This is a genomic window from Methanobacterium bryantii (assembly GCF_002287175.1).
GTDB lineage: Archaea > Methanobacteriota > Methanobacteria > Methanobacteriales > Methanobacteriaceae > Methanobacterium_D > Methanobacterium_D bryantii.
In genome coordinates, this window is record NZ_LMVM01000002.1 from 16201 (window position 1) to 38764 (window position 22564).

Annotated in this window: 25 protein-coding genes and 1 tRNA gene; 10 read left to right on the plus strand and 16 right to left on the minus strand. The window is 29.6% G+C overall.

Features of this window, described 5'->3' with window-relative positions; translation table 11 throughout:
- The first annotated feature begins 71 nt into the window (after positions 1-71).
- A complete protein-coding gene (locus ASJ80_RS03320) occupies positions 72-548 on the plus strand; it encodes a MarR family winged helix-turn-helix transcriptional regulator (protein WP_069584068.1) in 477 nt (158 codons plus the stop codon).
- A gap of 268 nt (positions 549-816) precedes the next feature.
- Positions 817-948: a hypothetical protein gene (locus tag ASJ80_RS17615; RefSeq protein ID WP_255360698.1), complete on the plus strand. Its 132-nt coding sequence runs from the start codon at positions 817-819 to the stop codon at positions 946-948.
- An 89-nt stretch (positions 949-1037) separates the two neighbouring features.
- Here ASJ80_RS17615 and ASJ80_RS03325 read toward each other — a convergent pair whose 3' ends face one another.
- Positions 1038-1298, minus strand: coding sequence for a hypothetical protein (locus ASJ80_RS03325; RefSeq protein ID WP_069584067.1), 261 nt, complete (start codon positions 1296-1298; stop codon positions 1038-1040).
- 533 nt (positions 1299-1831) lie between these two features.
- Between ASJ80_RS03325 and ASJ80_RS03330 the strand changes: the two genes are divergently transcribed.
- Positions 1832-2062 carry a YnfA family protein gene (locus tag ASJ80_RS03330; protein ID WP_245837445.1) on the plus strand — a complete coding sequence of 77 codons (231 nt, stop codon included), beginning with the start codon at positions 1832-1834 and terminating at the stop codon, positions 2060-2062.
- Between the two features lie 612 nt (positions 2063-2674).
- On the opposite strand, the gene ASJ80_RS03335 is transcribed toward ASJ80_RS03330, so the two are convergent.
- A complete protein-coding gene (locus ASJ80_RS03335) occupies positions 2675-2983 on the minus strand; it encodes a hypothetical protein (RefSeq protein WP_069584066.1) in 309 nt (102 codons plus the stop codon).
- Positions 2976-3746 carry a ParA family protein gene (locus ASJ80_RS03340; protein ID WP_069584065.1) on the minus strand — a complete coding sequence of 257 codons (771 nt, stop codon included), beginning with the start codon at positions 3744-3746 and terminating at the stop codon, positions 2976-2978. The genes ASJ80_RS03335 and ASJ80_RS03340 overlap by 8 nt, the downstream gene beginning before the upstream one ends.
- 464 nt (positions 3747-4210) lie before the next feature.
- On the opposite strand from ASJ80_RS03340, the gene ASJ80_RS03345 reads away from it, so the two are divergent.
- Both ASJ80_RS03345 and ASJ80_RS03350 read left to right on the plus strand, forming a co-directional pair.
- The gene (locus ASJ80_RS03345) at positions 4211-4975 is read left to right on the plus strand and encodes an alpha/beta fold hydrolase (protein WP_069584064.1); all 765 of its coding nucleotides are present in this window, start codon (positions 4211-4213) and stop codon (positions 4973-4975) included.
- Positions 4976-5197: 222 nt separating this feature from the next.
- Entirely contained in the window at positions 5198-5620 is a 423-nt protein-coding gene (locus ASJ80_RS03350; protein WP_069584063.1) for a hemerythrin domain-containing protein, read from the plus strand.
- A 55-nt stretch (positions 5621-5675) separates the two neighbouring features.
- On the opposite strand, the gene ASJ80_RS03355 is transcribed toward ASJ80_RS03350, so the two are convergent.
- The gene (locus tag ASJ80_RS03355; protein ID WP_069584062.1) at positions 5676-6584 is read right to left on the minus strand and encodes a cation diffusion facilitator family transporter; all 909 of its coding nucleotides are present in this window, start codon (positions 6582-6584) and stop codon (positions 5676-5678) included.
- A gap of 329 nt (positions 6585-6913) precedes the next feature.
- Between ASJ80_RS03355 and ASJ80_RS16815 the strand changes: the two genes are divergently transcribed.
- Positions 6914-7075, plus strand: a complete 162-nt coding sequence (locus ASJ80_RS16815) for a hypothetical protein (protein WP_176720262.1) — start codon at positions 6914-6916, stop codon at positions 7073-7075.
- 213 nt (positions 7076-7288) lie between these two features.
- On the opposite strand, the gene ASJ80_RS03360 is transcribed toward ASJ80_RS16815, so the two are convergent.
- The 4 genes from ASJ80_RS03360 to nudC form a co-directional block, all read right to left on the minus strand.
- Positions 7289-7501, minus strand: coding sequence for a hypothetical protein (locus ASJ80_RS03360; RefSeq protein ID WP_069584061.1), 213 nt, complete (start codon positions 7499-7501; stop codon positions 7289-7291).
- Positions 7502-7894: 393 nt separating this feature from the next.
- Entirely contained in the window at positions 7895-9799 is a 1905-nt protein-coding gene (locus ASJ80_RS03365; RefSeq protein WP_069584060.1) for a YhgE/Pip domain-containing protein, read from the minus strand.
- Between the two features lie 257 nt (positions 9800-10056).
- The gene (locus ASJ80_RS03370) at positions 10057-10860 is read right to left on the minus strand and encodes a TrmB family transcriptional regulator (RefSeq protein ID WP_069584059.1); all 804 of its coding nucleotides are present in this window, start codon (positions 10858-10860) and stop codon (positions 10057-10059) included.
- 152 nt (positions 10861-11012) lie between these two features.
- On the minus strand, positions 11013-11849 hold the full coding sequence (nudC, locus tag ASJ80_RS03375; RefSeq protein ID WP_069584058.1) for an NAD(+) diphosphatase: 837 nt from the start codon (positions 11847-11849) through the stop codon (positions 11013-11015).
- 372 nt (positions 11850-12221) lie between these two features.
- On the opposite strand from nudC, the gene ASJ80_RS03380 reads away from it, so the two are divergent.
- Entirely contained in the window at positions 12222-12497 is a 276-nt protein-coding gene (locus tag ASJ80_RS03380; RefSeq protein WP_069584057.1) for a hypothetical protein, read from the plus strand.
- Between the two features lie 316 nt (positions 12498-12813).
- On the opposite strand, the gene ASJ80_RS03385 is transcribed toward ASJ80_RS03380, so the two are convergent.
- From ASJ80_RS03385 to ASJ80_RS03400, 4 genes are all read right to left on the minus strand, one after another.
- Entirely contained in the window at positions 12814-13029 is a 216-nt protein-coding gene (locus ASJ80_RS03385; protein ID WP_069584056.1) for a hypothetical protein, read from the minus strand.
- A 606-nt stretch (positions 13030-13635) separates the two neighbouring features.
- Positions 13636-13908 carry a DNA-binding protein Alba gene (gene albA, locus ASJ80_RS03390; RefSeq protein WP_069584055.1) on the minus strand — a complete coding sequence of 91 codons (273 nt, stop codon included), beginning with the start codon at positions 13906-13908 and terminating at the stop codon, positions 13636-13638.
- A 631-nt stretch (positions 13909-14539) separates the two neighbouring features.
- Positions 14540-14734: a hypothetical protein gene (locus ASJ80_RS03395; RefSeq protein ID WP_048081299.1), complete on the minus strand. Its 195-nt coding sequence runs from the start codon at positions 14732-14734 to the stop codon at positions 14540-14542.
- 556 nt (positions 14735-15290) lie between these two features.
- Positions 15291-15623: a hypothetical protein gene (locus ASJ80_RS03400; RefSeq protein ID WP_179288730.1), complete on the minus strand. Its 333-nt coding sequence runs from the start codon at positions 15621-15623 to the stop codon at positions 15291-15293.
- Positions 15624-15982: 359 nt separating this feature from the next.
- Here ASJ80_RS03400 and ASJ80_RS03405 point away from each other — a divergent pair, with 359 nt between their 5' ends.
- Together ASJ80_RS03405 and ASJ80_RS03410 are read left to right on the plus strand one after the other, a co-directional pair.
- A complete protein-coding gene (locus ASJ80_RS03405) occupies positions 15983-17497 on the plus strand; it encodes an ATP-binding protein (RefSeq protein ID WP_083240981.1) in 1515 nt (504 codons plus the stop codon).
- Between the two features lie 816 nt (positions 17498-18313).
- Positions 18314-18595: a hypothetical protein gene (locus tag ASJ80_RS03410; RefSeq protein WP_245837444.1), complete on the plus strand. Its 282-nt coding sequence runs from the start codon at positions 18314-18316 to the stop codon at positions 18593-18595.
- A gap of 202 nt (positions 18596-18797) precedes the next feature.
- On the opposite strand, the gene ASJ80_RS03415 is transcribed toward ASJ80_RS03410, so the two are convergent.
- Together ASJ80_RS03415 and ASJ80_RS03420 are read right to left on the minus strand one after the other, a co-directional pair.
- The gene (locus ASJ80_RS03415; protein WP_069584053.1) at positions 18798-19043 is read right to left on the minus strand and encodes a hypothetical protein; all 246 of its coding nucleotides are present in this window, start codon (positions 19041-19043) and stop codon (positions 18798-18800) included.
- A 448-nt stretch (positions 19044-19491) separates the two neighbouring features.
- Positions 19492-19845: a hypothetical protein gene (locus ASJ80_RS03420; RefSeq protein WP_069584052.1), complete on the minus strand. Its 354-nt coding sequence runs from the start codon at positions 19843-19845 to the stop codon at positions 19492-19494.
- An 825-nt stretch (positions 19846-20670) separates the two neighbouring features.
- On the opposite strand from ASJ80_RS03420, the gene ASJ80_RS03425 reads away from it, so the two are divergent.
- On the plus strand, positions 20671-20889 hold the full coding sequence (locus tag ASJ80_RS03425; protein ID WP_069584051.1) for a hypothetical protein: 219 nt from the start codon (positions 20671-20673) through the stop codon (positions 20887-20889).
- 162 nt (positions 20890-21051) lie between these two features.
- On the opposite strand, the gene ASJ80_RS03430 is transcribed toward ASJ80_RS03425, so the two are convergent.
- Positions 21052-21123 (minus strand) — tRNA-Thr (locus ASJ80_RS03430).
- Between the two features lie 247 nt (positions 21124-21370).
- Positions 21371-21712, minus strand: a complete 342-nt coding sequence (locus ASJ80_RS03435; protein WP_069584050.1) for a hypothetical protein — start codon at positions 21710-21712, stop codon at positions 21371-21373.
- Positions 21713-22564: the final 852 nt, after the last annotated feature.

Sequence of the window (22564 nt, forward strand, 5' to 3'; positions counted from 1 at the left end):
TCCTTTTTTTTAAATACAAAAAACATTAAAATTAAAAATAAGGTTACTTAAATATAAAAATCGGGAGAAAAATGAAAGAAAGAGGACGTTTATCAAAGGAAGAAATTTTGGACATGCCCTTAGGGTCTTTAATAACCACTATCAGCAGATCTCACATGGCTTTTTTATTTAGTGAAATAGAAAAGTTAGGGATTGGGGGGCAGTTTCAATTTTTAATGGGTTTAGCCCGTGAAGACGGCATAATTCAGGAAGAACTGGCAAGTAGATTTCACTTGAACGAAAGTACAATAGCAAGGGCATTGAGAAAATTGGAAGATGCAGGTATGGTCCAACGTAAAGTTGATGAAAACAACCGCAGAAGAAAGATAATTACAGTTACAGAAAAAGGAAGGGCTGCGGTAGATGCTATTTCAGAAATAGATAAGAAATGGGAAGAAAGAGTTCAGTCTTTATCACTTGATGAAAAAAACAAATTAAAAGAGATGTTACAGGTTTTGGCTGTTGAATCTATGGAATTGATGTATGAATTCAGGAAAGGAAAGCGTTAACATTTTATATTTCTATTTATGGATTATTTTTGTATTTTAATATTTATATGAGGTTATTCAGTTAATAACTGTATAACTTATTCAGTGAATAACTTACTCATACTATTCTATTGTACGGTGTTTTAGATGTTAAGTAAAACAATTTAAAAAGTGTATATACACGGGCATCAAAGATGAGCATTTTTTTATAGAATCCCTTAGATGGATCCAGAATTTAGTCTTAGAATAGTAGCCCCTAGCGGGAAATTAGGCCTTTTGAGAATTAGAAGTGATTAGTTCCTTGGGAAAGCTTTGCAGTATTGCAACCCTGGATAAAAAGGACGGTAGTTCTATTGGATGTACCACAAGTGAATCCATTAAAAGGTACCTATCAAATGAATTCAATAAAAGAGACCAATAAATGAATTCTATTAATGGCTTCTTTTTTTATGAAATTATGAGAGATGATGGTGATTAGTGGAGAAATAAAGTTGAATAATCTTTGAATGGTTACATTTGTTTTAAAGATAATGCTTTTTCTATGAAATTACTTTTTGTAATAGCTACAGCCATAAAGCAGGTCATACATGTTACTATAATAAGCACAATGTGGGGAGTAGAGCCTTTACCGATCATTATCAAAAATCTGCCAATTATGATTATAGCTAGTATAGTAATAGCATAACAGGCCCACCCTTGCCAACATATAGGTTTAGGGAACTGTAAAAACGCTTCAAATTTAAACCAATGTTTTTTAGGATATGTTTCCATAATAATCACATTCTCATAATATTATTTATAATTAATGAATTCTATTGATGGCTTCTTTTTTACGAAATCATATCAAATGAGGTTCTTTTAACGATTCCAATAATGAAATCTTTAATGAAACCATAAACGGGGGCTAGAAAGTAAGATTAATATCTAATCCGCCCTAGTCGTTAAATTCTTGAGATATTACGTCCGGTCGCAGGCTCCCAAGCTTTGAAAAAAAAATAAAAAATTTTTTAAAAACTTCGTAATATCTCGTTTAACAAAATAGCCCACTACCTCCCAGTAAAAAACTGAGTCTAAGGGCTGCAATTACCGCTTCGCGGGTTTATATTAGTATTACTAATTAAACAGTTAATTTAAATATTATAATCTCATAAAATTAGGTAAAACTAAATCAGTCATTAAATAAAAAAATAGGATGATTAAAAAATGGAAGCAGTTATTAAATCAATTATTTATTTTATAGTTGCAGGATTTTGTGAAATCGGGGAGGCTATTTAATATGGCTCTGGTTACGTGAAGGAGGAGCTATATGGCTTGCAGTTTTAGGAGGAATAATTTTGGTTTTATATGGAGTAGTAGCAACGCTTCAACCTGCAAATTTTGGAAGAGTTTACGCTGCATACGGGGGAATTTTTATAGCAATGGCCATAATCTGGGGATGGCAAGTAGATAAAGTAACCCCTGACCGATTTGACATTATAGGTGGGTTAATATGTCTTGTAGGAATGGCGATGATAATGTACTGGCCAAGAAATTAGAGTTTAAAAAAGAAATATTAATAGGTTTCGTAGCTGTAGCCTAGCAGAACTAAATAAATTTCTAGAAATGATTGGATAAATATTTTTTTTAAAGTGGTGGGGTCCGTTTCAGTACAGTAAATTGGATGGATTGTCTGAAAAATGGTAGTACTATGGCCCCTTGCAGAATTTTAGGATTATTTTCAGGTGCAAACAAGTATCTGGAATGAGTTCAAGTAAAATTATTTTGAAATTAAACAGCAGGTGCCGAACAAGTACTGCGGAAAAGTTCAGTGTATTTAATTTTAAATTGTTCCCTACGGGTTTAGAGTGTAAATTTCGGATACACTCAAATCAATAAAAAACTATTAAATCTATAATGGGTTGAAATAGAATAAATAGAAAGTTAATTTAGATAGATATGCTTATTTGATAAATTTATATTGAAATTGGGTTTTACCTATCTGCATAACTTAATAACTGTATAACTTATAAACTTAATAAGTAAATAACTCATTGATTTTATGGAAATAGTTTATTTAGCAGTTCTTTTTATTAAAATGGGGCATAAAATTCCATATTATTTGTGGTGTATGGCTTTAGTTAAAAGTAAAAAGTGAATAAGTGAATAACTTATTCATTTCTTAATTGTTTTACTTCTGTCCAGATTTCAGGATACTCTTTTTCCAGGTATTCCTGCAGAACCCTGGAAATTTCTTTACTGATACTGAACTTGGGTTTGGTTTCTTTAAGATAATTCAGGACAATTTTAGATTCAGGGTCCCAGAATGAGATTCGTGGTTGATTTTTAATTTTATCGTGAAGTTCCTCGAGTAATATTGCATTAATTTTTTCAGATGCAAATTCTGATTTTTGAGATTTTTTCTTTTCCCTGCGCTCTAACATGGATCCCATGTCTGAACCTAGTCCTCCTTTATTCATTGTTCTCCCTCGCTAAAAATTCATCTGCCAGTTCAATGTAGGCTTTGCTACCTGCACAATCTGGATCATAGACGATCACTGGCTTGTTGTACCCTGGAGCTTCAGATACCTTAATGTTATCTGGAATGGTGGTTTTAAATAGTTCGTTTTTAAAATATTTCTGCACTTCTGCTTTAACCTCTTTACCTAACTTTGTATTGGCTCTAAATTTAGTTATAAGAACTCCTTTGATTTCTGTAGGGCTGTTAAGGTCTTCTGCTATAATATCAATAACTTCAAGCAGGTCTACCATTCCCTCCAGTGCAAATGGGTCTGCCTGGATTGGTATAATTACGCTGTCTGCTGCCGTAAGCACATTTGTGGCTATAATGTTTAATGTGGGGGGTGCGTCTATGAAGATGTAGTCATAGTCCTCCTTGATATTTTTCAGCTTACTTTTTAATACTGAAATGGGGGAAGTTTGAGCATTGAGATACCCTTCAATACCTGAGAGTTTTATGTTTGATGGAATTAATTCCAGCCCATCATATTCAGTAATCCGTACTGCATCTTTAGCATCGATCTTCTCGTGAAGTACGTCTCGCATGGTATTTTTCATTTCTCTTTTCATCAACCCCAGATAGGTTGTTGCATTACCTTGGGGGTCAAAGTCTACTAGTGCTATTTTTTTACCCTTTTTTGCCAGTGCTGTAGCTAAATTTACGGCAGTGGTTGTTTTTCCACTTCCTCCTTTCTGATTAAGGACTGCTATAATTTCTGCCATGTATTTTCTCCTTTTTATTAATAATGTGTTATTAAGGTATAACTGATTAAGTTGCTAACTTATGTGGTTGTTAAGGTATAACCTGGTTAAGTTATTAAGTTATACCTTACTAAGTTACTCATAGTTTGAGTATTTAAATATAAAAAGATTTCTACAAGTTACAGATGTAATATTAATCAAAAATATAATTCTGTACAAAAATAGGCACTAAAGGCCCATTTATATACAAATTAATATTTAATAATGTATTTGGTTGTATTAAAGATTTTATTTGGTATTTTCATATGTTTAATACGTTTATTATACAATTTTTTGGATTAAAAAGATATTTTTTAGCTTTTATTTTGATATAAAATACTATTTATTATTGTGAAAAGATTATATTGGGCTAGTATGATATATAGGATATCTAGTGAGAATTGTGTACTGAAAGATATAATCACCAAATATTTGGAGAGGATTTCATGGATCTATTTGTTAAAGAGACAGGCAGAGAAAATGAAGAGTCAATAGTTTTTATAACTGGTGGCGGGCTATCGGGCTGGATGTGGGATAAACAACTGGAAGAATTTGCAGATTATCATTGTTTAGTCCCTGATCTTCCTGAACATGGAAAAAGTAAGCATATAACTCCTTTTACAATTGAAACAGCTGCAGAACAAATTATAGAACTTATTAAAGAGCGGGCCCATAATAAAAAAGCACATATAGTTGGAATATCTCTTGGCGGCCAGTTAGTGATACAGATTTTAGGTACGGCGCCGGAAGTTGTAGATCATGCAATGGCAAGTGGAACAGTAGTACGGCCTTATTATGGAAGGTTTGCTTTAACAATGATGCCTTTGAGCATCATATTTCGGCCTTTTTTGAAATCTGATTTTATATTAAAGAAATTTCTGGAAAATGGAAAAATACCCCTTGAATATTCGGAAAATTATAGAAAAGACATAATGGAGTTTAACACTTACGGCCTTACTAAACGTATGTTAAATGAAAATGCAGCATTTAGAATTCCTAAAGGATTATGTAAAGTAGAAAACTCGGTTTTAATAACTATGGGTGAAACAGAATGGGAAATAGTGCATGAATCCGCTGAAGACTTAAATAAATGTCTTGCCCATTCTCAAATCTTCAAAGCTCCAGGTTTATATCATTTATGGAATTTACAATCACCAGAACTTTTTAATAAAACAGTAAGGGCATGGATAAATGATAAAGACTTACTTTAATTGATTACAATAGATGAATTCATGCTTTATTTATTTGCTATTAACAATGAAGAGTCAGTTCCATTATCTTTAATTTAAAATGAGGTTAATTTTCATATTCAAACTTTAATTTTATTTTTGATTTAAATTTTAGAATCAACCCCCTGAATATTTAGACCATATACAGTACCTTGAAATAATAATAAATACAATATAATTAATACGATTAAAGAGGTAAAAATTATGACACATCAAAAGCTTTATGAAATGTTGGAACATGACCATGAAGAAGTTAAAGAAATGTTTAAAGAAGCAATAGAAAATGAAGATCCTTCTAAGTATAAAGAAATTAAAAAAGAATTAGAAGTGCACATGAAAGGGGAAGAAGATTTTTATTATCCCAAAGCAAAAAAAGCTGATGAAGACTTAGTTGAGCACGGTATTGAAGAGCATGAAGAAGCTAAAGGATTAATAAAAGAATTAGATCGGCTTGGAAAGAATGATGGGCAATTCATGCCTAAACTAAAAGAATTAAAGGATTCTGTAGAACATCATGTTGATGAGGAAGAGCATAAATTGTTCCCTAAGTCTAAAGACACTCTAAGTGATAATGAAGAGAAAAAAATTGCTGAAAAGATTGAAGAAGAAAAATCAAAAATGATGTAATTTTTTTGATGATCTTGTAAAATAGAGTCTAGAATGTATTTATAAAACAACTTAATTATTTTTTTTCTAAATTTTGCTTGCATATTACTTCAATAGGACATGTGTGAACGCTGACCATTTTAATAGATTCAACATTGTTAATTATGTTTTGTTCAACCTCATGTGCTATTTTATGAGATTTTTCAAGTTTTAAATCTTTATTTAATTCAATATGCAGTTCCGCAGATGCATAAGGCCCCATATTATTCACTTTTACATCATGGACACCTTTAACACACTCTGATAATAATGCTGCGCTTTTAATATCTTCAATAAGCTCTTTTGAGGGTATTTTACCCATTAACGTGTTAAAATTGTCCAGTGCTAGATGAAAAGCTGTATTAAGTATTATTATAGCTATAAATACTGATACAATAGTATCTATGATAGGTATTCCAAATTGAGATATTACAACTCCAATTAGAACAGTTATGCATGAGAATATATCCACTCTTTGATGTTTCCCATCAGCTACAAGCGCAGGGCTATTAATTCTTTCTCCAGATCTTGTAAGATAGGTACTCATTGTATAGTTTATCCCTATTCCAATTGCAGCCATTAGGGCAGCTATCAAACCTGGAGGTGCAACTATTTCTCCAAGAATAATTTTGGCATAAGCCCCATATATTATCTCATAAGCCACGATTAATAAAAACACAACAATAATAAGCCCTACAATAGGCTCTGCTCTACCATGACCATAATGATGTTCTTCATCCGCTGGTTTCATACCTATTTTAAAACCTATAAATGCTATAACTGAAGTTAAAACATCAGATAATGTGTGAAAGCCTTCAGCTACAAGTGCGGTACTTCCAGAAAAAATCCCAACGATTATATTAAATAGTGTAAGGACTATATTTCCAGATATAGCTACATAAGATGCTTGTTTACCTATTTTTTCTCTCTCTGATGCATTCTGCAATTTGCACCCTCCAAATGTGATCTTATTTTTATTTTAATTGTTTATGATATTTTGGATTTAATGAAAATCTTTAAATGCACCAGTTATGTTACTAATTCAAATGGTATAAACTAATTAAACATAGATATGTTTTTTAGGGAATTTACTAACATTATTAACATTAATCAGTGATTATACAGTAAATAACTGCATGAAATCTTTAATTTTTAAATTAAATACTTAATTAATACCAAACTGTTTTAGATTGCCCAGATGTAAGTAATAATAAAAATATAAGATATAACAACACATTTGTATACGTGTTTCAAAATAATATTTTGGGTAAAATCATGATTTATATAAATAGTGAGACTGTAAAATGTAAAAACTGTGGAAATAATTATGCTATTCCTAAAGCAAGCAGAATAAGGGTATTAAACAGCGAAAATTTGGAATTAGAAGATAAAACTAAATGCCCATTTTGTGGTGATTCTAATTTTGAAGCTGTTTAAATGTGTATTTCTTTGGAAGTAGCTTTGGAATGTAATGGATTTTAAAATGTTTTACTGTATTTAAACCAGCTTAAGCATATTGTTGTAACTATTTGTATTTACGTGGAATATAGATTTAAACATAATTTTTAAAACCCTTGAAAAATAATTCATATCGTTAAAATTTAACGAATAATTTAAAATGTCAATATTAAAACAAAAGAAACATTGAATTTAATCTTCGAATGTAACGCCAATTTCTGGCCCTTTGAATGTATTTAAAACTTTTATTTTAGCATTATTTAAATCCTTATGACTTATTTTTGCATCTAGTTCTATGCTTTTGATTATATCATTAAGATCTTCTTCGATAGTTAAAGAGTATTGTGTTTTATATTTATTTAAAATATTAATTAACTTCTGATATTCAGTTTCTGGAAGCGGCATGTAATATAACCTCTGTTAATTTAATTAGATAATCCAATTTCAAATGATATTTTCATAAAAATACGAAACTAAGTAATAAAATATTGTCTTTATGTAATATATTATTGGAAATCAACTTTTAGGGCTATTTATGTTGAATTGCAAATGAGGGGGGATATGTCCTATGTGGTTATTAATAAGAGCTAATATTAGAGATTCATTATTTATAAAATAAGCGGCCGATGATTTAAAATTATAATTGAATTATTAAAACTGCGGGGGAGCATGTTTGGATTATTTAATTTATTTATCCATTAAAAAGGTCTTAATATGAAATTAGAAAAATTAAAAAATATAAAATGTTAGCCCTAATGGCTATTTATTAAAAAGAAATGGAATGGGTTGTATTTTAGCTTAAAATAAACCACTTTCCTTTAATTTTTCTTCTGTCCACTGAGCACGTTTGTCTACCTTCTCTTTAATCAAAAGTGTTAGAACAAAGGCTAAAATTGGGAATACTGTCAGATACAGGATATTATACCAGTATGTGCTCCATATAACTCCTGCAACTACTTCTCTTAGGGCTCCAACTCCGTATGTAAGGGGTAAATATGGATGTATCGCCTGGAAAAATGGAGGCAGTATCTCCAGTGGGAAAATTCCCGCGGTTGCTGTAATTTGCAGTACAAGTATTATGATGGCCAGTGCTTTTCCAGCGTTTCCAAAAGCAGACGTCATTGAATAAACTATTATCATGGCGCATATACCAATATACAGTGTGGTCAAAACAAACAGCAGCGCTGATGAAATCTGCACATGCAGGTATAATGACCCTATTGCAACTAATAATGCCTGTAGTATGGCTATTATTAAGAAGATTCCCATTCTTCCAAGATAAACGCTGGCAGCATTATATATTCGGCCTGTTTTTACCCTCATGCTTATCATTGCCACGGCTATGATACATCCTATCCACAGTGATATTGGTATATAAAATGGAGCTAGAGCAGATCCGTAGTTATCCACTGGATACATGCTTTCTTTATCTAATTCTACTGGGCTTTCGAAGTAATTTTTAACATCACCCTGGTTGGTATCTGAGAATGCTATTAATTTGTCTATATCTGCTACATTTATTGAGTTTAGTTTGGCTGCAGCTATGGGTATGGCACTTTTAACTGTAGGCCATTTTGAGTTGACTAAACTTAACTTGGCCGCTGCGCTGTTAATTTTTTGATTTATGCTTGCTTTGTTAGCTACTAATGTATTCACTCCATCGTCCATTTCGTCGATTAAAGTTTTTAATTGCGTTAATTCTCCTTTTGGATTTTTACCTTCTTTTATAGCAGTTTCTACTTTTTGTAATACAGCTAATGCCTGATTTCCATAGCCAATATCAGTTTCAATTTGTGTGATGATTGGTTTTAACTGAGCGTCCCCTGTTGCATTGTATAAACTGGTTAAAATAGCATCAACGTATTTAAGGCCAGTTATAGTTGTGTTTAACTGCGTTTCCATGTTTTGAACTTTACTTAAAGCTGCTTGAGGATTGGATTCAATTTGATTATATAATGAATCATAATTTTCCCTTATAGCATTGGAATAGTTCTGTATCTCTGGTAGTGCTGCGCTAACTTTGGGCCATATTTCCTGTATAGTACTCATGTCTGAATTTGCTTCTGATATATCTGAGTTTATAGCACTTATTTTTCCGTTCAGTTCATTTACAAATGATCTTAGTTTAAGGAATTCTGCTTTGTTTTCCTTAGCTATGTCCCCTACATCACTGAGCTTACCAAAAATAATCCCGTCCACAGTTTTAACTATCTCATTGTTAATTTTAGTTTGTACTTCATCAGCCCCTGCATTTGTAAGCCTTGGAGCGACTGGATTTAATTTATCATTAACTATGTATTGTATTTTAGCCTGTTGGGGGGTTGTTGTTTCAATGGAAAGTAAATCTTCACTGAAATTACTTGGAATTATTAATGCGGCATAATATGTTCCATTTTTAACGCCGTTTAGGGCGGTATCTTTATCAACAAACTGCCAGCTAAAATTTTTATTATTTTTTAATTCATCAACTAACGTGTTTCCAACATTATAGTGCGTACCATTGGTGTTATAACCGGAATCAATGTTAACTACTGCGACTTTAATATTCTGAGTTTCGCTGTAGGGATCCCATGTTGCTTGCATATTAAGTAATGCATAAAGTGCAGGTATACAGATAATTACGAGTAATACAAACATGACTACTGGGTTACGTATAATGGCTTTAATATCATTTTTAAAGATTTCTGTTATCCCTTTTATCATTAATCTCCGTCCTTATTTTTAAATAGTTATATTGAATAATTATGTGAATAATCAAGTGTGGTAGTTATGCGCATGACAACTACGTAAAGAAATATATAAAGGACCATTAACTATATAAACTTTTTGATAGTAGTTGTGTTAAAAACTACTCATTGGAGGTATTAAAAAATTTGTAAAGATCGTATATGCTGAAAAAAAATCTTAAAAAGTTGTAAAAGAGTAATTACTGATTTTTATATTGAATTAATTTTTTTGGCTTATTCCAGCGGCACTTCGGGAGTATGCTCCCATACTGCACCGGCTATTATATTCACAAGTCCGATAAGATAAGGGTTTTTTGATGTAACGCCAGACTTGGTCTTTCCAGGATATGGGGGTACAAACATAAATTCATTGTCATCGATGAATATGAATATGGATTTAGCATACTGTTCTGGAGGTAGGGGAAGACTATCTAAATATTTAGAAAGATCCCCGAAGTCTAAAACATCTATTTCATGTCCATCATGCACAGTTAAGTTTTTTAAGTTGTAACGGCTTGCAAGAGAAGTATCCTTTCCAAATATTAATAATTCAATTTTTAAGTCTTTGTTAGTTACAAAAGAAAGAAAATCTATATATTCTGTAGGGAGAAGAACCTTTATTGACTTTTTGGCTTTACTTATTAACTCTTCCATACTGTGCTCAACATTATTTTCGCCAAATAGAGTCCATATGATTTCAGAATCTTCCGCCTCTAAATTACTTTTTTCAAGATGCTCTAATTCTTCTAAAGCGCTTTTTTCTGCATTTTTATGTACTTCTATCAAATGTCTAAGGGCTATTTTGGGAGGGGTGGCCCTGTAAATTGCAGGTTTGGAACTAACCATCATTACCAGGCCTTTGTCCATTAATCCTTTTAAACTTTGGTATACACTTGGTTTGGGCACGTTTAAATATTCATATATTCGTTTAACCTCTGCACGTTCAAATAGTACCAAAGTAGAGTACACTTTGGCCTCGTATTCGGCTAATCCCATGGTTTTCAATGATTCGATTAGGTTGGTTGATATTTCATTCATATTAATAGATCCTAAAGTTAGTAGTTTTTAACTAAACTAATATAGATCAGTCATAAGGATAAAAATTGCGGTTGTAAAAAAATAATATAGATATGTATTTTACAAATTCGAGCTGTTAGTATACTTCAAACTTGATTATAACTAATTTAAAGCTATTTTTCTTTCATTGATTCTATGTACCAGTCTATAATTTCTCGGGATATGCTCATATTTGAAGGCAGCTCTGGAAGAGTATTTACATCGAACCATTTTGCATCTGTTATCTCATAATTATCAACACATATTTTACCGCTTTCATAATCGGATATAAAACCAATCATCAGTGAATGGGGAAATGGCCATGGTTGACTTCCAAAATATCTTATATTTTTAACCTTTAGTCCTACTTCTTCCATAACTTCTCTTTTTACACATTCTTCAAGGGTTTCCCCAGGTTCTACAAATCCTGCAATAATACTGTACCAGTTTTTGGGGAAATTACTGCCACGCGCCAGGAGAATTTTATCATCCTTTAAAACTGCGGTTATTATGGCTGGAGAAATACGGGTGTAACTTATAAATCCGCATTCTGGGCAGATCTTTGCATTTTCACCATTTACCTCTTCTGTCTGAGTGCCGCACCTACCACAGTACTGGTGTGTCTGATCCCAATTTACAATCTGAAAAGCTTTTCCAGCCAGAAGGAATATATCTTCCTCTAAAACGCAGTATAATGAACGCAGCTCTCTAAAATCCATTTTTTTCAGCTCATCTGTATCAGAATTGACTTCTGCAGAGTAACAGGGATGTCCATTTAATGTTCCAAGATACTGAGTTCTAATTGGAAAAATATCAACTTCTTCTATATTTTTTGTGCAGGGAATCTTAATCTCGTTATCTGTTATCAACATTTTATTCTGGTTAAACACGAACCAGTATGGGCAATTATCATTTTCGGGATCGGGAATAACTGTAGGAATGTATCGATTATAAATGCTTTCTCTTGACATAATTAATAGTAATTTAACATTTTGGTAAATAATTATTTGTATATGATGTGCAGTTTGTTTAATTATAATACTGCAAATTATGGCAGACTTTAAAGTCTCAAAATATAGGTAAACAATTTTTTATTATTTCAAAATTTTTACCCCCTATTTTTAAATAGGAGAAAAAATAATATAAATAATCTTCAAATCTCAAATTTACAATTTAAATTTTTCTATTTAATTGCAATAAAAAGAAACATATATGTAGATAAGACATAAGTAACATTGCTTATTTTACCTTATCTCCATTGGAAAATTTTAAATAAAAATGGAGAAATGAAGTTCAAGGCGTAAGACTGTATAATTAAATTATAAAAAGGAGAGAAAAATTAAATGGTAGATGCAGAGTTTTATGAAAAATTAATTGAAATATCAAATTTTATGGAAGAAAAAGGCGACGGAATTAGTTATATTCGTAATGAAGCTGATTATTATACCATTGGAACAAGAAAATACAGTGAAGAAATAGCCAAATATCTTGATGAAAATGTGGAAAAATGGGAAGGTAGTGAAGACTACATAAACGAGAATAAAAAGAAAGGAAAGAGATCTGAAACCGCAAAAAGAATTGGTTATATCTGGAAAATTCCACTGACTGCAGCAAAATAAATGTTAACTTGAATAATTAACTTTTTACGGGCTAGGACCTATTTACGCTCATGACTTGAATATTATTCTGTATATCTTTTTTTATAGTTGTTTAATTTATTAAACGAATCAGTACAGTTTACACATGTCATGAATGAGCGTAACATGTTCAAGTCCAATAATTATTAATTTTGTTGAATATTAATATCAGCTTGTTAAATATCAGTTTTGTTAATTAGAATATCAGATAAGTAGGTTTGCATTGAAATTACTTGGCAACTGGTCTTATAACTAATTAAATAATCTATTAAGTTTAAACTTATAAAATAATGAGAGATTATAATGGTATTTTACCGCTATCTCTCATTGAAGCTAACCTGCTGGTAATTATGGTCTTTGCTATTAAAAGGTCATGATTTTTCCCTTTACACACAACAATTTCCGCTTCAATTTGTTTAAGTAGTTCTTTTAGCCCTTTAGGGTTGCATCTGCTCGCTTTTTTTAATAAATCCTCTGATTCTTTTTTGTTTTCTGTGTTTTTCCTGAATTTCATTTGTGGTCATTCCAATTTTTAATATTAGATACAATTTAACAGTATAAATGGAGATTAATTAACCTAAATGGATGAAAACCTCCATTTTAGTTAACTTTTATTAAAAAAGAAATATGAATCCTGATTTAAATGGTAAAATCTGATTCTAAATAGATATAATCGCAATATAAAGATATAATGAAGATGTTTCTAATCAAATATAAACTTTGCGACTCCAAAAATTAATAAGTTCATGTGTATTTAGAATACATAATCATGTTGTTTTAGCTATGCTCACATATGTAATCATGTATATGAATATACTTTATGTTAAATTATAACTTGTATGTGGAATTATCTTAAAAATATGTGGAATACTTCAGTTCCACATGAAATATATTATCTGCACAACTTGGAACATGAGTGTTTAACTATTAAATAATTATATATTCTAGATTTAATTTTAAAATAGTTAAATGAACTTTTTTTATTAATTTAATTTATATTTTAAAAAAATAGCTTTAAGAGTTAGAATTTTTCATTACTGAAAAATTTAAAAAATTAATTAAGTTTTAAAGAGAAAAAGATTTCTCTTTAAAGAGAAGTTTTTATAATGATTTTTAGATTTTATTTGCTGAGTTGTATTTCAATGGCTGAAACGTTACTGTTTGATCCTTCCATGTTTGATACTTCTTCCGTGCTGATATCTATAGCTCCTACTTCCGCGTCGGTTATAAATCTATTTCTTACAATTTCAGCAACATCAACTGCCCTACTTATGGCTCTTCCTCTGGCCTTTAACATAACTGATGGAACGCCACCATTCATTTGAGTTACTACAGCTAGAACATAGTTCATTACAGGTTTATTTCCAATGTATACAATATTTTCTTCTGACATATTTTTAACCTCTAAAAATATTGGAGATATTTTTGGGGCCGTCGAACACTGTCAAACACAATGTGTTTGACGCATGCAAAAATTACGGTTTTCGAATGCTTTGTGTTCGAGGGCATCGAAAATCTTTGATTTTCGAATGCTTTGATTTTTGTGGCGTCAAATCAAAGATTTGACAGATTTCCAAAGGTTAGAAAATACAATGTATTTTCTAAAATCTCAAGAGATTTTCTTCAACCTCCAAGAAAAAAACTTCTAGTATTACCTTATTTGGATTTAATATTATATACATTTATGCATTTAAGATTTATATTGTGGGGTTAATAACAGGTTAAAAAGTAATCGATGAGGATATACATAATGTTAGGATTAATCTTTAATTCTAAATCTTTTAAATGTTTTTTAGTAGGGAGAATATATCTTGAAATAGTAATTAAATTTATATTTTCACGTTTTTATGTTCTTCTAATTTGTAGATTTACTTGAAAATAGTTAATTAGTCTTTTTATCTTAAAATATAATTATTCAACTTCTAAATCATAAATAAACTTTAAAAATAATCTTTTAAATTATAATGAAAAATAATGGGGGTTATACAAAAAGCAAATTATATAGAAATTAGGCTAATTGAATATTAAAAATTCAATTTCTGCAATGCAGGCCTTAAATCTATATTAATATATTTTTCTAACCCTGCTATCATGTCTTTTGCTTCTTTCATTCTTTGTACAAGTTCCATTATCTCTGCAGGCTCTAGATAGTCCCATAAAGAGCTGTCATTTTTTAATTTAACTATGATATTCCACCAATTTACTACAGTATTTTTCATATCTATCACCTCGAAATTTTGATTAAAATAAACAGAATTATTAATATAATGGGGTACATTTGAAGCGGTGTAATTAGTACAGATAGTTATAAATCAGTAATATACTAACATATTGTATCTAAATCATTAATAAGCTTTTCTATACATTTATAATAGTATTACATTCTCTGGCTATTTGTTATTATTTTAATTAAAGTATTTGACCTTTCAAATTAATTTTATTACATTTCAAAATTCTAACAAAGATTTACAATGTATTTAAAGAAAAATAGTTGGTTTTTTGTTTTATCTTGATAAAGATGGGGTTCAAAAATTATATCTCGTAATGGATTACAGCTAAATACTGATTTTTTAAACCTTAATAACATATTAATGGTTGATTTGAATGAAAACTTTGATGAATTAGTTGATATATAAAGTTGACAAAATAAGAATCATTTAAAGAATTTTATAATAAATAAAGATGATATTGAGCTTAATTTTATACAATAACCAGTATAAACGGATATTAATATGATTTTATGAAATAAAATTAGTTATTTAACTTTGAATTTAGTTACAATTCTTTTTGGATTTTAATTAGTTGAATATGTTTGTCAGTTTTTTTTAAGTCTTCTTTAACTTCATCATCCAGAACTTTTTTGTGTTCAATTAATTTTACGATTTTATTGTGCATTTCTTTATTCTTCTTGTCCATATATTCCAGTTCTTTTTTGTAATTTTTTAATATATATTCAATATTATCTAAGTAATGAATATCTGCTTTCTTTTGTTCTTTAAATGTTTTCAATGTGTTTTCTATTATGTCTAGATAGCCTTCCTCTATGCTTTCTGGTTTTTTAATTGATTTTTCAACTATCTGTTTATCATTCATTTTTTGATCTGACATAATACTATTTTTATAAATAATAATATTAAAAATTTTGTACTTTTGGTTCTTTAATTTCTGAATTTATTTTAAAAGAAAGATAAGTACTTAAAGAGAATATATTTTGTTAATACCTATTTAAATAATGTTTTTGATTTAATTGACTAAATTTTACATTAATCTGCTTTAATTATCTAATTTTAAGGAAGGGTGGCATATTAAATGTACGATAATTATTTTTTGATTTTTAAATTCTATTTTACTATCTGCTCTAATTAAACCTTTAATTTATATAGATGTAACTCTAATCATAGTATAATACAAATAATTGCATATTTTAATAATTTTGGAATTATATTAAATTAAATGAAGGACTTTAAATGTGTATAAAAGTTTTAATCGTTGAAGATGAAGTAATCACAGCTTTAGACATTAAGATATCACTAGAAAAGTTAGGATTTGAAGTACTTTCAATTGAAGATACTGGAAAAGATGTTATCAACAAGATAAAAAAGTTAAAACCAGATCTAATTTTAATGGACATTGTACTTAAAGGAGAACTGGATGGTATAGAAACTACAAAATTAATTAAAAAGCGCTTTGATGTTCCAGTAGTATATTTAACTGCTTATTCTGATAAAAAAACGTTTGAAAGGGCTAAATTAACTGAACCCTATGGTTTTATTGTAAAACCAGCAGGTATTTATGAACTAAAATGTAACATAGAAAATGCTTTTTATAAATACAAATTAGAAAAAAAATTAAAAAAACAGGCTGATTTGCTTAATCTCACGCATGATGCCATAATTGTCCATGATATGGAAGATAAAATTACTTTTTGGAATAAAGGTGCTGAAGAAAGGTATGGCTGGTATGAAGAAGAAGTTTTGGGGGAAGTTACTCATGACTTACTTAAAACTGAATTTCCAGATTCATTAAATGAAACCTGTGAACAGTTTCTTTCTAAAGGTTACTGGGAAGGAGAATTAATTCATACAAAGCGCAGTGGTGAAAAGATTATAGTTTCCAGTAGGTGGGCATTACAGAAGGACGAAAATAATGTCCCAATTGGTTTTATGGAAATTAACAGCGATATTACAGAGCGTAAAAGGGCTGAAGAATCATTAAGGGAAGCACATGATAAACTGGAACTAAAGGTTCAGAAAAGAACTGCTGAATTGAATATTCTTATAGATGAACTGAAACGTTCCAATGACGAACTGAAACAGTTTGCCTATGTCACTTCCCATGACCTTCAGGAGCCGCTTAGAACAATAGCTAGTTTTACACAACTTTTAAAGCGACGGTATAATCATCAGTTAGATGAAGATGCGGATGAATTTATAAATTATATCGTAGATGGTGCAAATCGGATGCAAATAATGATTAAAGCACTATTGGATTATTCGAGGATTAATACAAGAAATAACGAATTTAAACTCTCTGATTTCGAAGAAATTTTAAATCAAACATTAAATAGTTTGAAAATAGCTATTGATGAAAGTAATGCAGTAATTACAATAGATCCACTTCCTACCGTAATGGTAGATGATAAACAAATGATCCAGCTTTTCCAGAACCTTATAAGTAACGCAATTAAATTTCGTAAAAAACAAGGAGAAGTGAAAATTCATATTTCTTGTAAAAAAGTAAGTACTAACTATATATTTTCAGTTGCTGATAATGGAATAGGTATAGAACCGCAGTTTAGAGATCGTATATTTGAAGTATTCCAGAGATTGCATACTCGAGATGAATATTCTGGGACTGGAATTGGACTTGCAGTTTGTAAAAAAATAGTTGAACGTCATGGGGGACAAATATGGGTTGAATCAGAATTTAAGGATGGTTCGACGTTTTATTTTACTATTCCTTCTGATTTTAGGGTTAACTAGATTCAAGTTAAGTAAGATATCCCTACCCTACATAACCTAATAAAATAACTGAATCAAAATAGATTGTAGTTACGATGATTGCAATAACTGCTAAAATAAGATAGCTATTACATTTGAGGTGCAAGCAGCCATTAAAAGACATGAAGTGAAGTTAATCAGTAAATGTGATGAGTAATGGTGTCATAAGTAACATTTCACTAAAAAACCATAAAACCGTTTGCGCATCTGATTTTCGGGTCATATTAAAGGCGAGGTTTTATATATTTTTCCAGGTGGGTTGACAGGCGAAAAGCAGCATCCAGTGCTTAAATTCTTTTTGACATTTTATGATTCATCAGGCGGTTTGAAATTAAATAATATTTATTAAACATTAAACTGGTACCTATAATGAATATGATTAGTCCTGCAATTATGCCTGTTCTGGAGGTGATGGGGGTATCAAAAAAGTACGGTCCTACTCCATACAGGTTATTAGTTTTCCTCTTTTGCCCATAATCTGTAGAAAATCTTTAAGAGCTGCTTCATCTCTATATTTTTAGTGATATGGTGGTGAGTAGCATCCATAACACTCTTGCATCTCAGGATCTTGTAAAACTATATAATAATATTGCTGAGATGTATTTTCATTTTATATCCGATTTTTATGGGTTATTTTAAGTTCTAAAAAGTAAAGGGGGTATTTGTTCTGATTTTGATTTTAATTTGGCTGTATTTTTGCTTTACTTAACTGTGTTATAATGCAGTATGTCTGTAATTGGATACTTTTTAATACAAATAAGCATAAAATTATTACACATAAAATATGGGGGTGATAATGTGAAAGAGGAAATGATGATTGGAAAAATGAAAGAAATGATGATGATGGAAAAAATGATGAAAAAAAAGATGATGACTAAAGAAATAATGGAAATGCTCTCAGATGATGACAAAAGGAAACTTTTAGCCATGAAATTGGATCTTAAAATTGATATGATGGAGCAAAAACGTGAGATGATGGAACATAAAAAGAAACTTATGGCTGCTAAATTAGATATGAAGAGTTCTATGATAAAAAAGAAACTTGAGATAATGAAAGCGGTCAAAGAAATGTTAAAATAAAAATAACTTGATAAACTGATAAAGGTCAGTAACTATTTTTATTGGCCTTCATTATTCTATTAAAAACTAATATCATCAAGTTTTTTTAATTTATGGTTAATGATATTGATTATTATAATAAATTGGATGATAATTAAAGGAATTAATTACGTTTAACTAATTTTAATGCCATAAAATAAAAAATGGTGGATTAGAGATGTTTTTATATATTGTACCTATAGCTTTGAAAATTATAGATGTACCATGGATCCGTTAAAAATTGTAATTTTTGCAATGCAGGGCCTAAATGGATACGAATATATCTGTCTAGCCCAACTATCTTTTCTTTTGCTTCAGTTACTCTCTGCAGGATTTCTACTATTTCTGCAGGTTCTAGATAATCCCATGTGGATTTATCGTGGCTGATTTTGTTTATAATATTCCACCAATTAACTGATTTTTTACTCACATCATCAACCTCCATTAATTTTGATAAAAATAATAAGATCATCGTTAGAGGAGACTATCATGTTAATAATAACTGAATATATCGAAGTTATAATAAGTTATAGAATATGATTATTAATATTGGTTTTAATGTCTTATATTTTTTCCTGTTAATCCAGTACATGCAAAGTCACCTGAATTAAAAAAGCATTAAATTTTTGTTAAAATAATTTATAAGTTCGGGGGATAACATCAAAAATTTTGGGGGATCAATTAGTTTAAATTAAAATGAGGAATCTAAAAGTTAATATTAAGCTTTAAAAATGTTATTTTATTTAATATCCCTCATTTCTATTGCTTTTACAACTAAATAGGGATATGCAGTAAATGGACAGTTGAAAATAGTATCCAAATAATAAATAACTATCAAATTAACTTACAGCACATTATTTATAATTATCTGACAAAAATTAGGTAGGTGCTATTAAATTATCATTAATTAAGTTCTCTAATTTATTTATTTTATAATAATACTCACTAAAATCCATTATATGTCTGTTGATAAATTCTTCTAATTCCTTTTTATCTTCAGGAACTTTTCTACTTGGAAATGTTATAATCATTTCAATAATAATTTCTTTTTTATTTTCAATATTAAATTCACCTTTACAATCATATTCTAAATACATTTCATATTCATTTAGTTTTTCATACATACATTCCAGAGATTCTTCGTTTAATTCGTGATCTGTAAAGCTGAATTTAATTGGAGTAATTAAGTTACTACCACTATCTAATATTTTGAATTCTCTAAACTCCAACATGTTATTTACCTCAAATAGCAAGTACAAACTTGTAATATTATTTAAACTAGTTTAAATTTTGAAATCGCGGTGTTATTCTGTATTTAAAAATTAAGAATTCCAACTCTGATTTCTGTAGTCATACTAAAAAATTTTTAAACATTCATGTCCGGGAGGTGAATTAATGTAATTTCACGTGTATCGTTGATAGTACATGTTTTTAATTATTATATCCAATTATAATTTAACTAAAGTACAAATTCATGCACATATACATGAGTGTTTTTAAACTCATTTTACTTTTATTAATTTTTTATATATATATAATTAATATTTATTTTCAGGTACTCAATTTTGGTTTAGCTTATAAAAATATATTTTAGTGATTACAAAAATTTTAAATCAAAATGTAAGCTCATTTACTCATAAATGTATTTAAAGGGGCTACATATCTTTTTTAGGGATATAACTATATTCTCACAGAATATGATATGGTCTCGATTATTCGGCGAATTTATATCCCACATAAAAAGTGAAAAGAAGATAAGTAAATAAAGGGGATATGCAGCGGTTCATGATTTTATTGTTGGGGTGAGATTAAGTAAATTTGAGGAATGGTACATTATGAAAATTTAAGAAGGTCAATTTGATTTATGTTGAATTAATAATTTTAAAACTGTAAAATTTGATTCAATTTACACCGGATCTAAAGAACGAATAGTTGGTGATACAAAAATGAGTCTAAAATAGTATTATTTAGTTATTTAACAGTGGCAGATTAATTTCATTTTGGGCTAAAAATATAGAAAACACAAATTTATTAGTCCATAAGAATATACCATAATTATGAGTTCTGAAGAAGTAAAAGAAAATATTAAGCTGCTGCAGGAAAGATTCAAAAGTATTGCAGATATAACTGTCAGCTATGATAGATACGATATTATAGTATATAATTACGATGAAGTTGAGGATATATCCAAATTTATCAAGGAAGAAACCACTATTAAATCCTGGACTGTATTAAAAACCAAGGTGAATCCAAACACGGAGTTTGATTGGATTTAAATTTAAAAAATTTAATTTAAGTTAAAGTTTTATAAGTTAATGCACGGGTTTATAACTCACGTCATGTTTTTATGGGGTTAGCTTATTAACTGGCTGATTTGAAACCTAAAAATATTAATTATGCCTATATTTGAATAACATTTTTAAAAATAACTGTATTTAAGCCTGTGAAGGGACTCGAACCCCTATCTGTTACTTACGAGGCAACTGCTCTGGCCTTTGAGCTACACAGGCTAACGAAATCTCTTATAAAAAAAGCGCTATGAACTAATTTAATGGATTGCAATCAGTTCAGGCCAGTGCTTTAAAAAGCAGCAAATTTCTGGGTTTTGAAGACACCTTTTAAAATATCTTCAATGTAACATTGTTATAACAGGTATATAACTTTTATTATTGATAAAACACGAAAAACGTTTAGAAATGATAATGAAATACATCTTCAATTAATAAGCATAAAGAATAATAAAAATAGTATCTTTTTTTATTTCCTAATTTCTTTTTTGAGCATTGTTATAATTTTTAGCTGACGTTTCCCATTTATTCCAATGTCTTTTAATTCTTTCAGGATATTTTTTATTGTGTCATCAGAATTCAATTCTAATTTTAGATTTTCTAAAGATGTATCCATCTTTGAATCTTCTACAAATTCTTTGAAATCTTTTAATTCTTTTTTATCAAATTCTTTTAACCTTTCCTTTTGAAAATCTTCAAATTTCATATCATTAAAATATTTATGTTCCAATTCCTTAAATGAATGTACTTTAATTTTATCAAGCTCTTTTAATGGATTTTCTTCTTTATTTTTAGAATATTTATTCTTCATAATACCACTTTTTTAGTTGATGGATTTAAAACAGAGGATATTGAAATTAATTAATGAAATGGTTTATATTCTACAAATTTAGTTTTTATAGTTATTTATTTGCAGCATTTAATTAATGGGTTTCTATTAATTTAGTTTTTCGCTCATGTTTACAAAATCTCTCAAAATCCTCAAAAATCTAGATTTTTGGGCCCTCGAAATTCATAGAATTTCGGGGCATGTAAAAACATTCGGTTTTTACGGTTGTGAAGCTTGCTTCACAAACACCGAAAATTTATATAAAAATTTTCGAGTGTTCAGAAAATCTCAAGGAGATTTTCTTCAACCTCAAAAAATTCATAGAATTTTTTGGGACATTCAAACGCAAAGCGTTTGAGCATGTAAAATTTTTAATTTTGCGGCCGAGGAAACAGAGTTTCCTCCGGCATCGGAAATCTATGATTTCCGAAAGGTTAGGAAATGTTTACAAAATCTCCGATTTTGTAACCGCAAAAAACTATTGAAATCTCTGATTTCAATGCATCGAAAATTCACAGAATTTTCGAATGCTTCATTTTTTGCATGCTTGCATTTCCTAAAATTCGAAGAATTTTGGGGCATGCAAAACTTTGTTTTTTGCAAGCTTCGTTTCGTACGGCACTCAAACACGTAGTGTTTGGTGCATCGAAAGCAAAACTTTCGAATGCACAAAATCTTTGATTTTGACGCCCTGAAAACCATAGTTAGAGAAAAATGCGTAGCATTTTTCTATACGTAAAAAATCTACGATTTTTTAAGGTTTTCCTGAACCGCAAAACGTAGTTTTGCAGGCGACAAACACATCGTGTTTGTTAGCTGCGATTTTTTCATGTT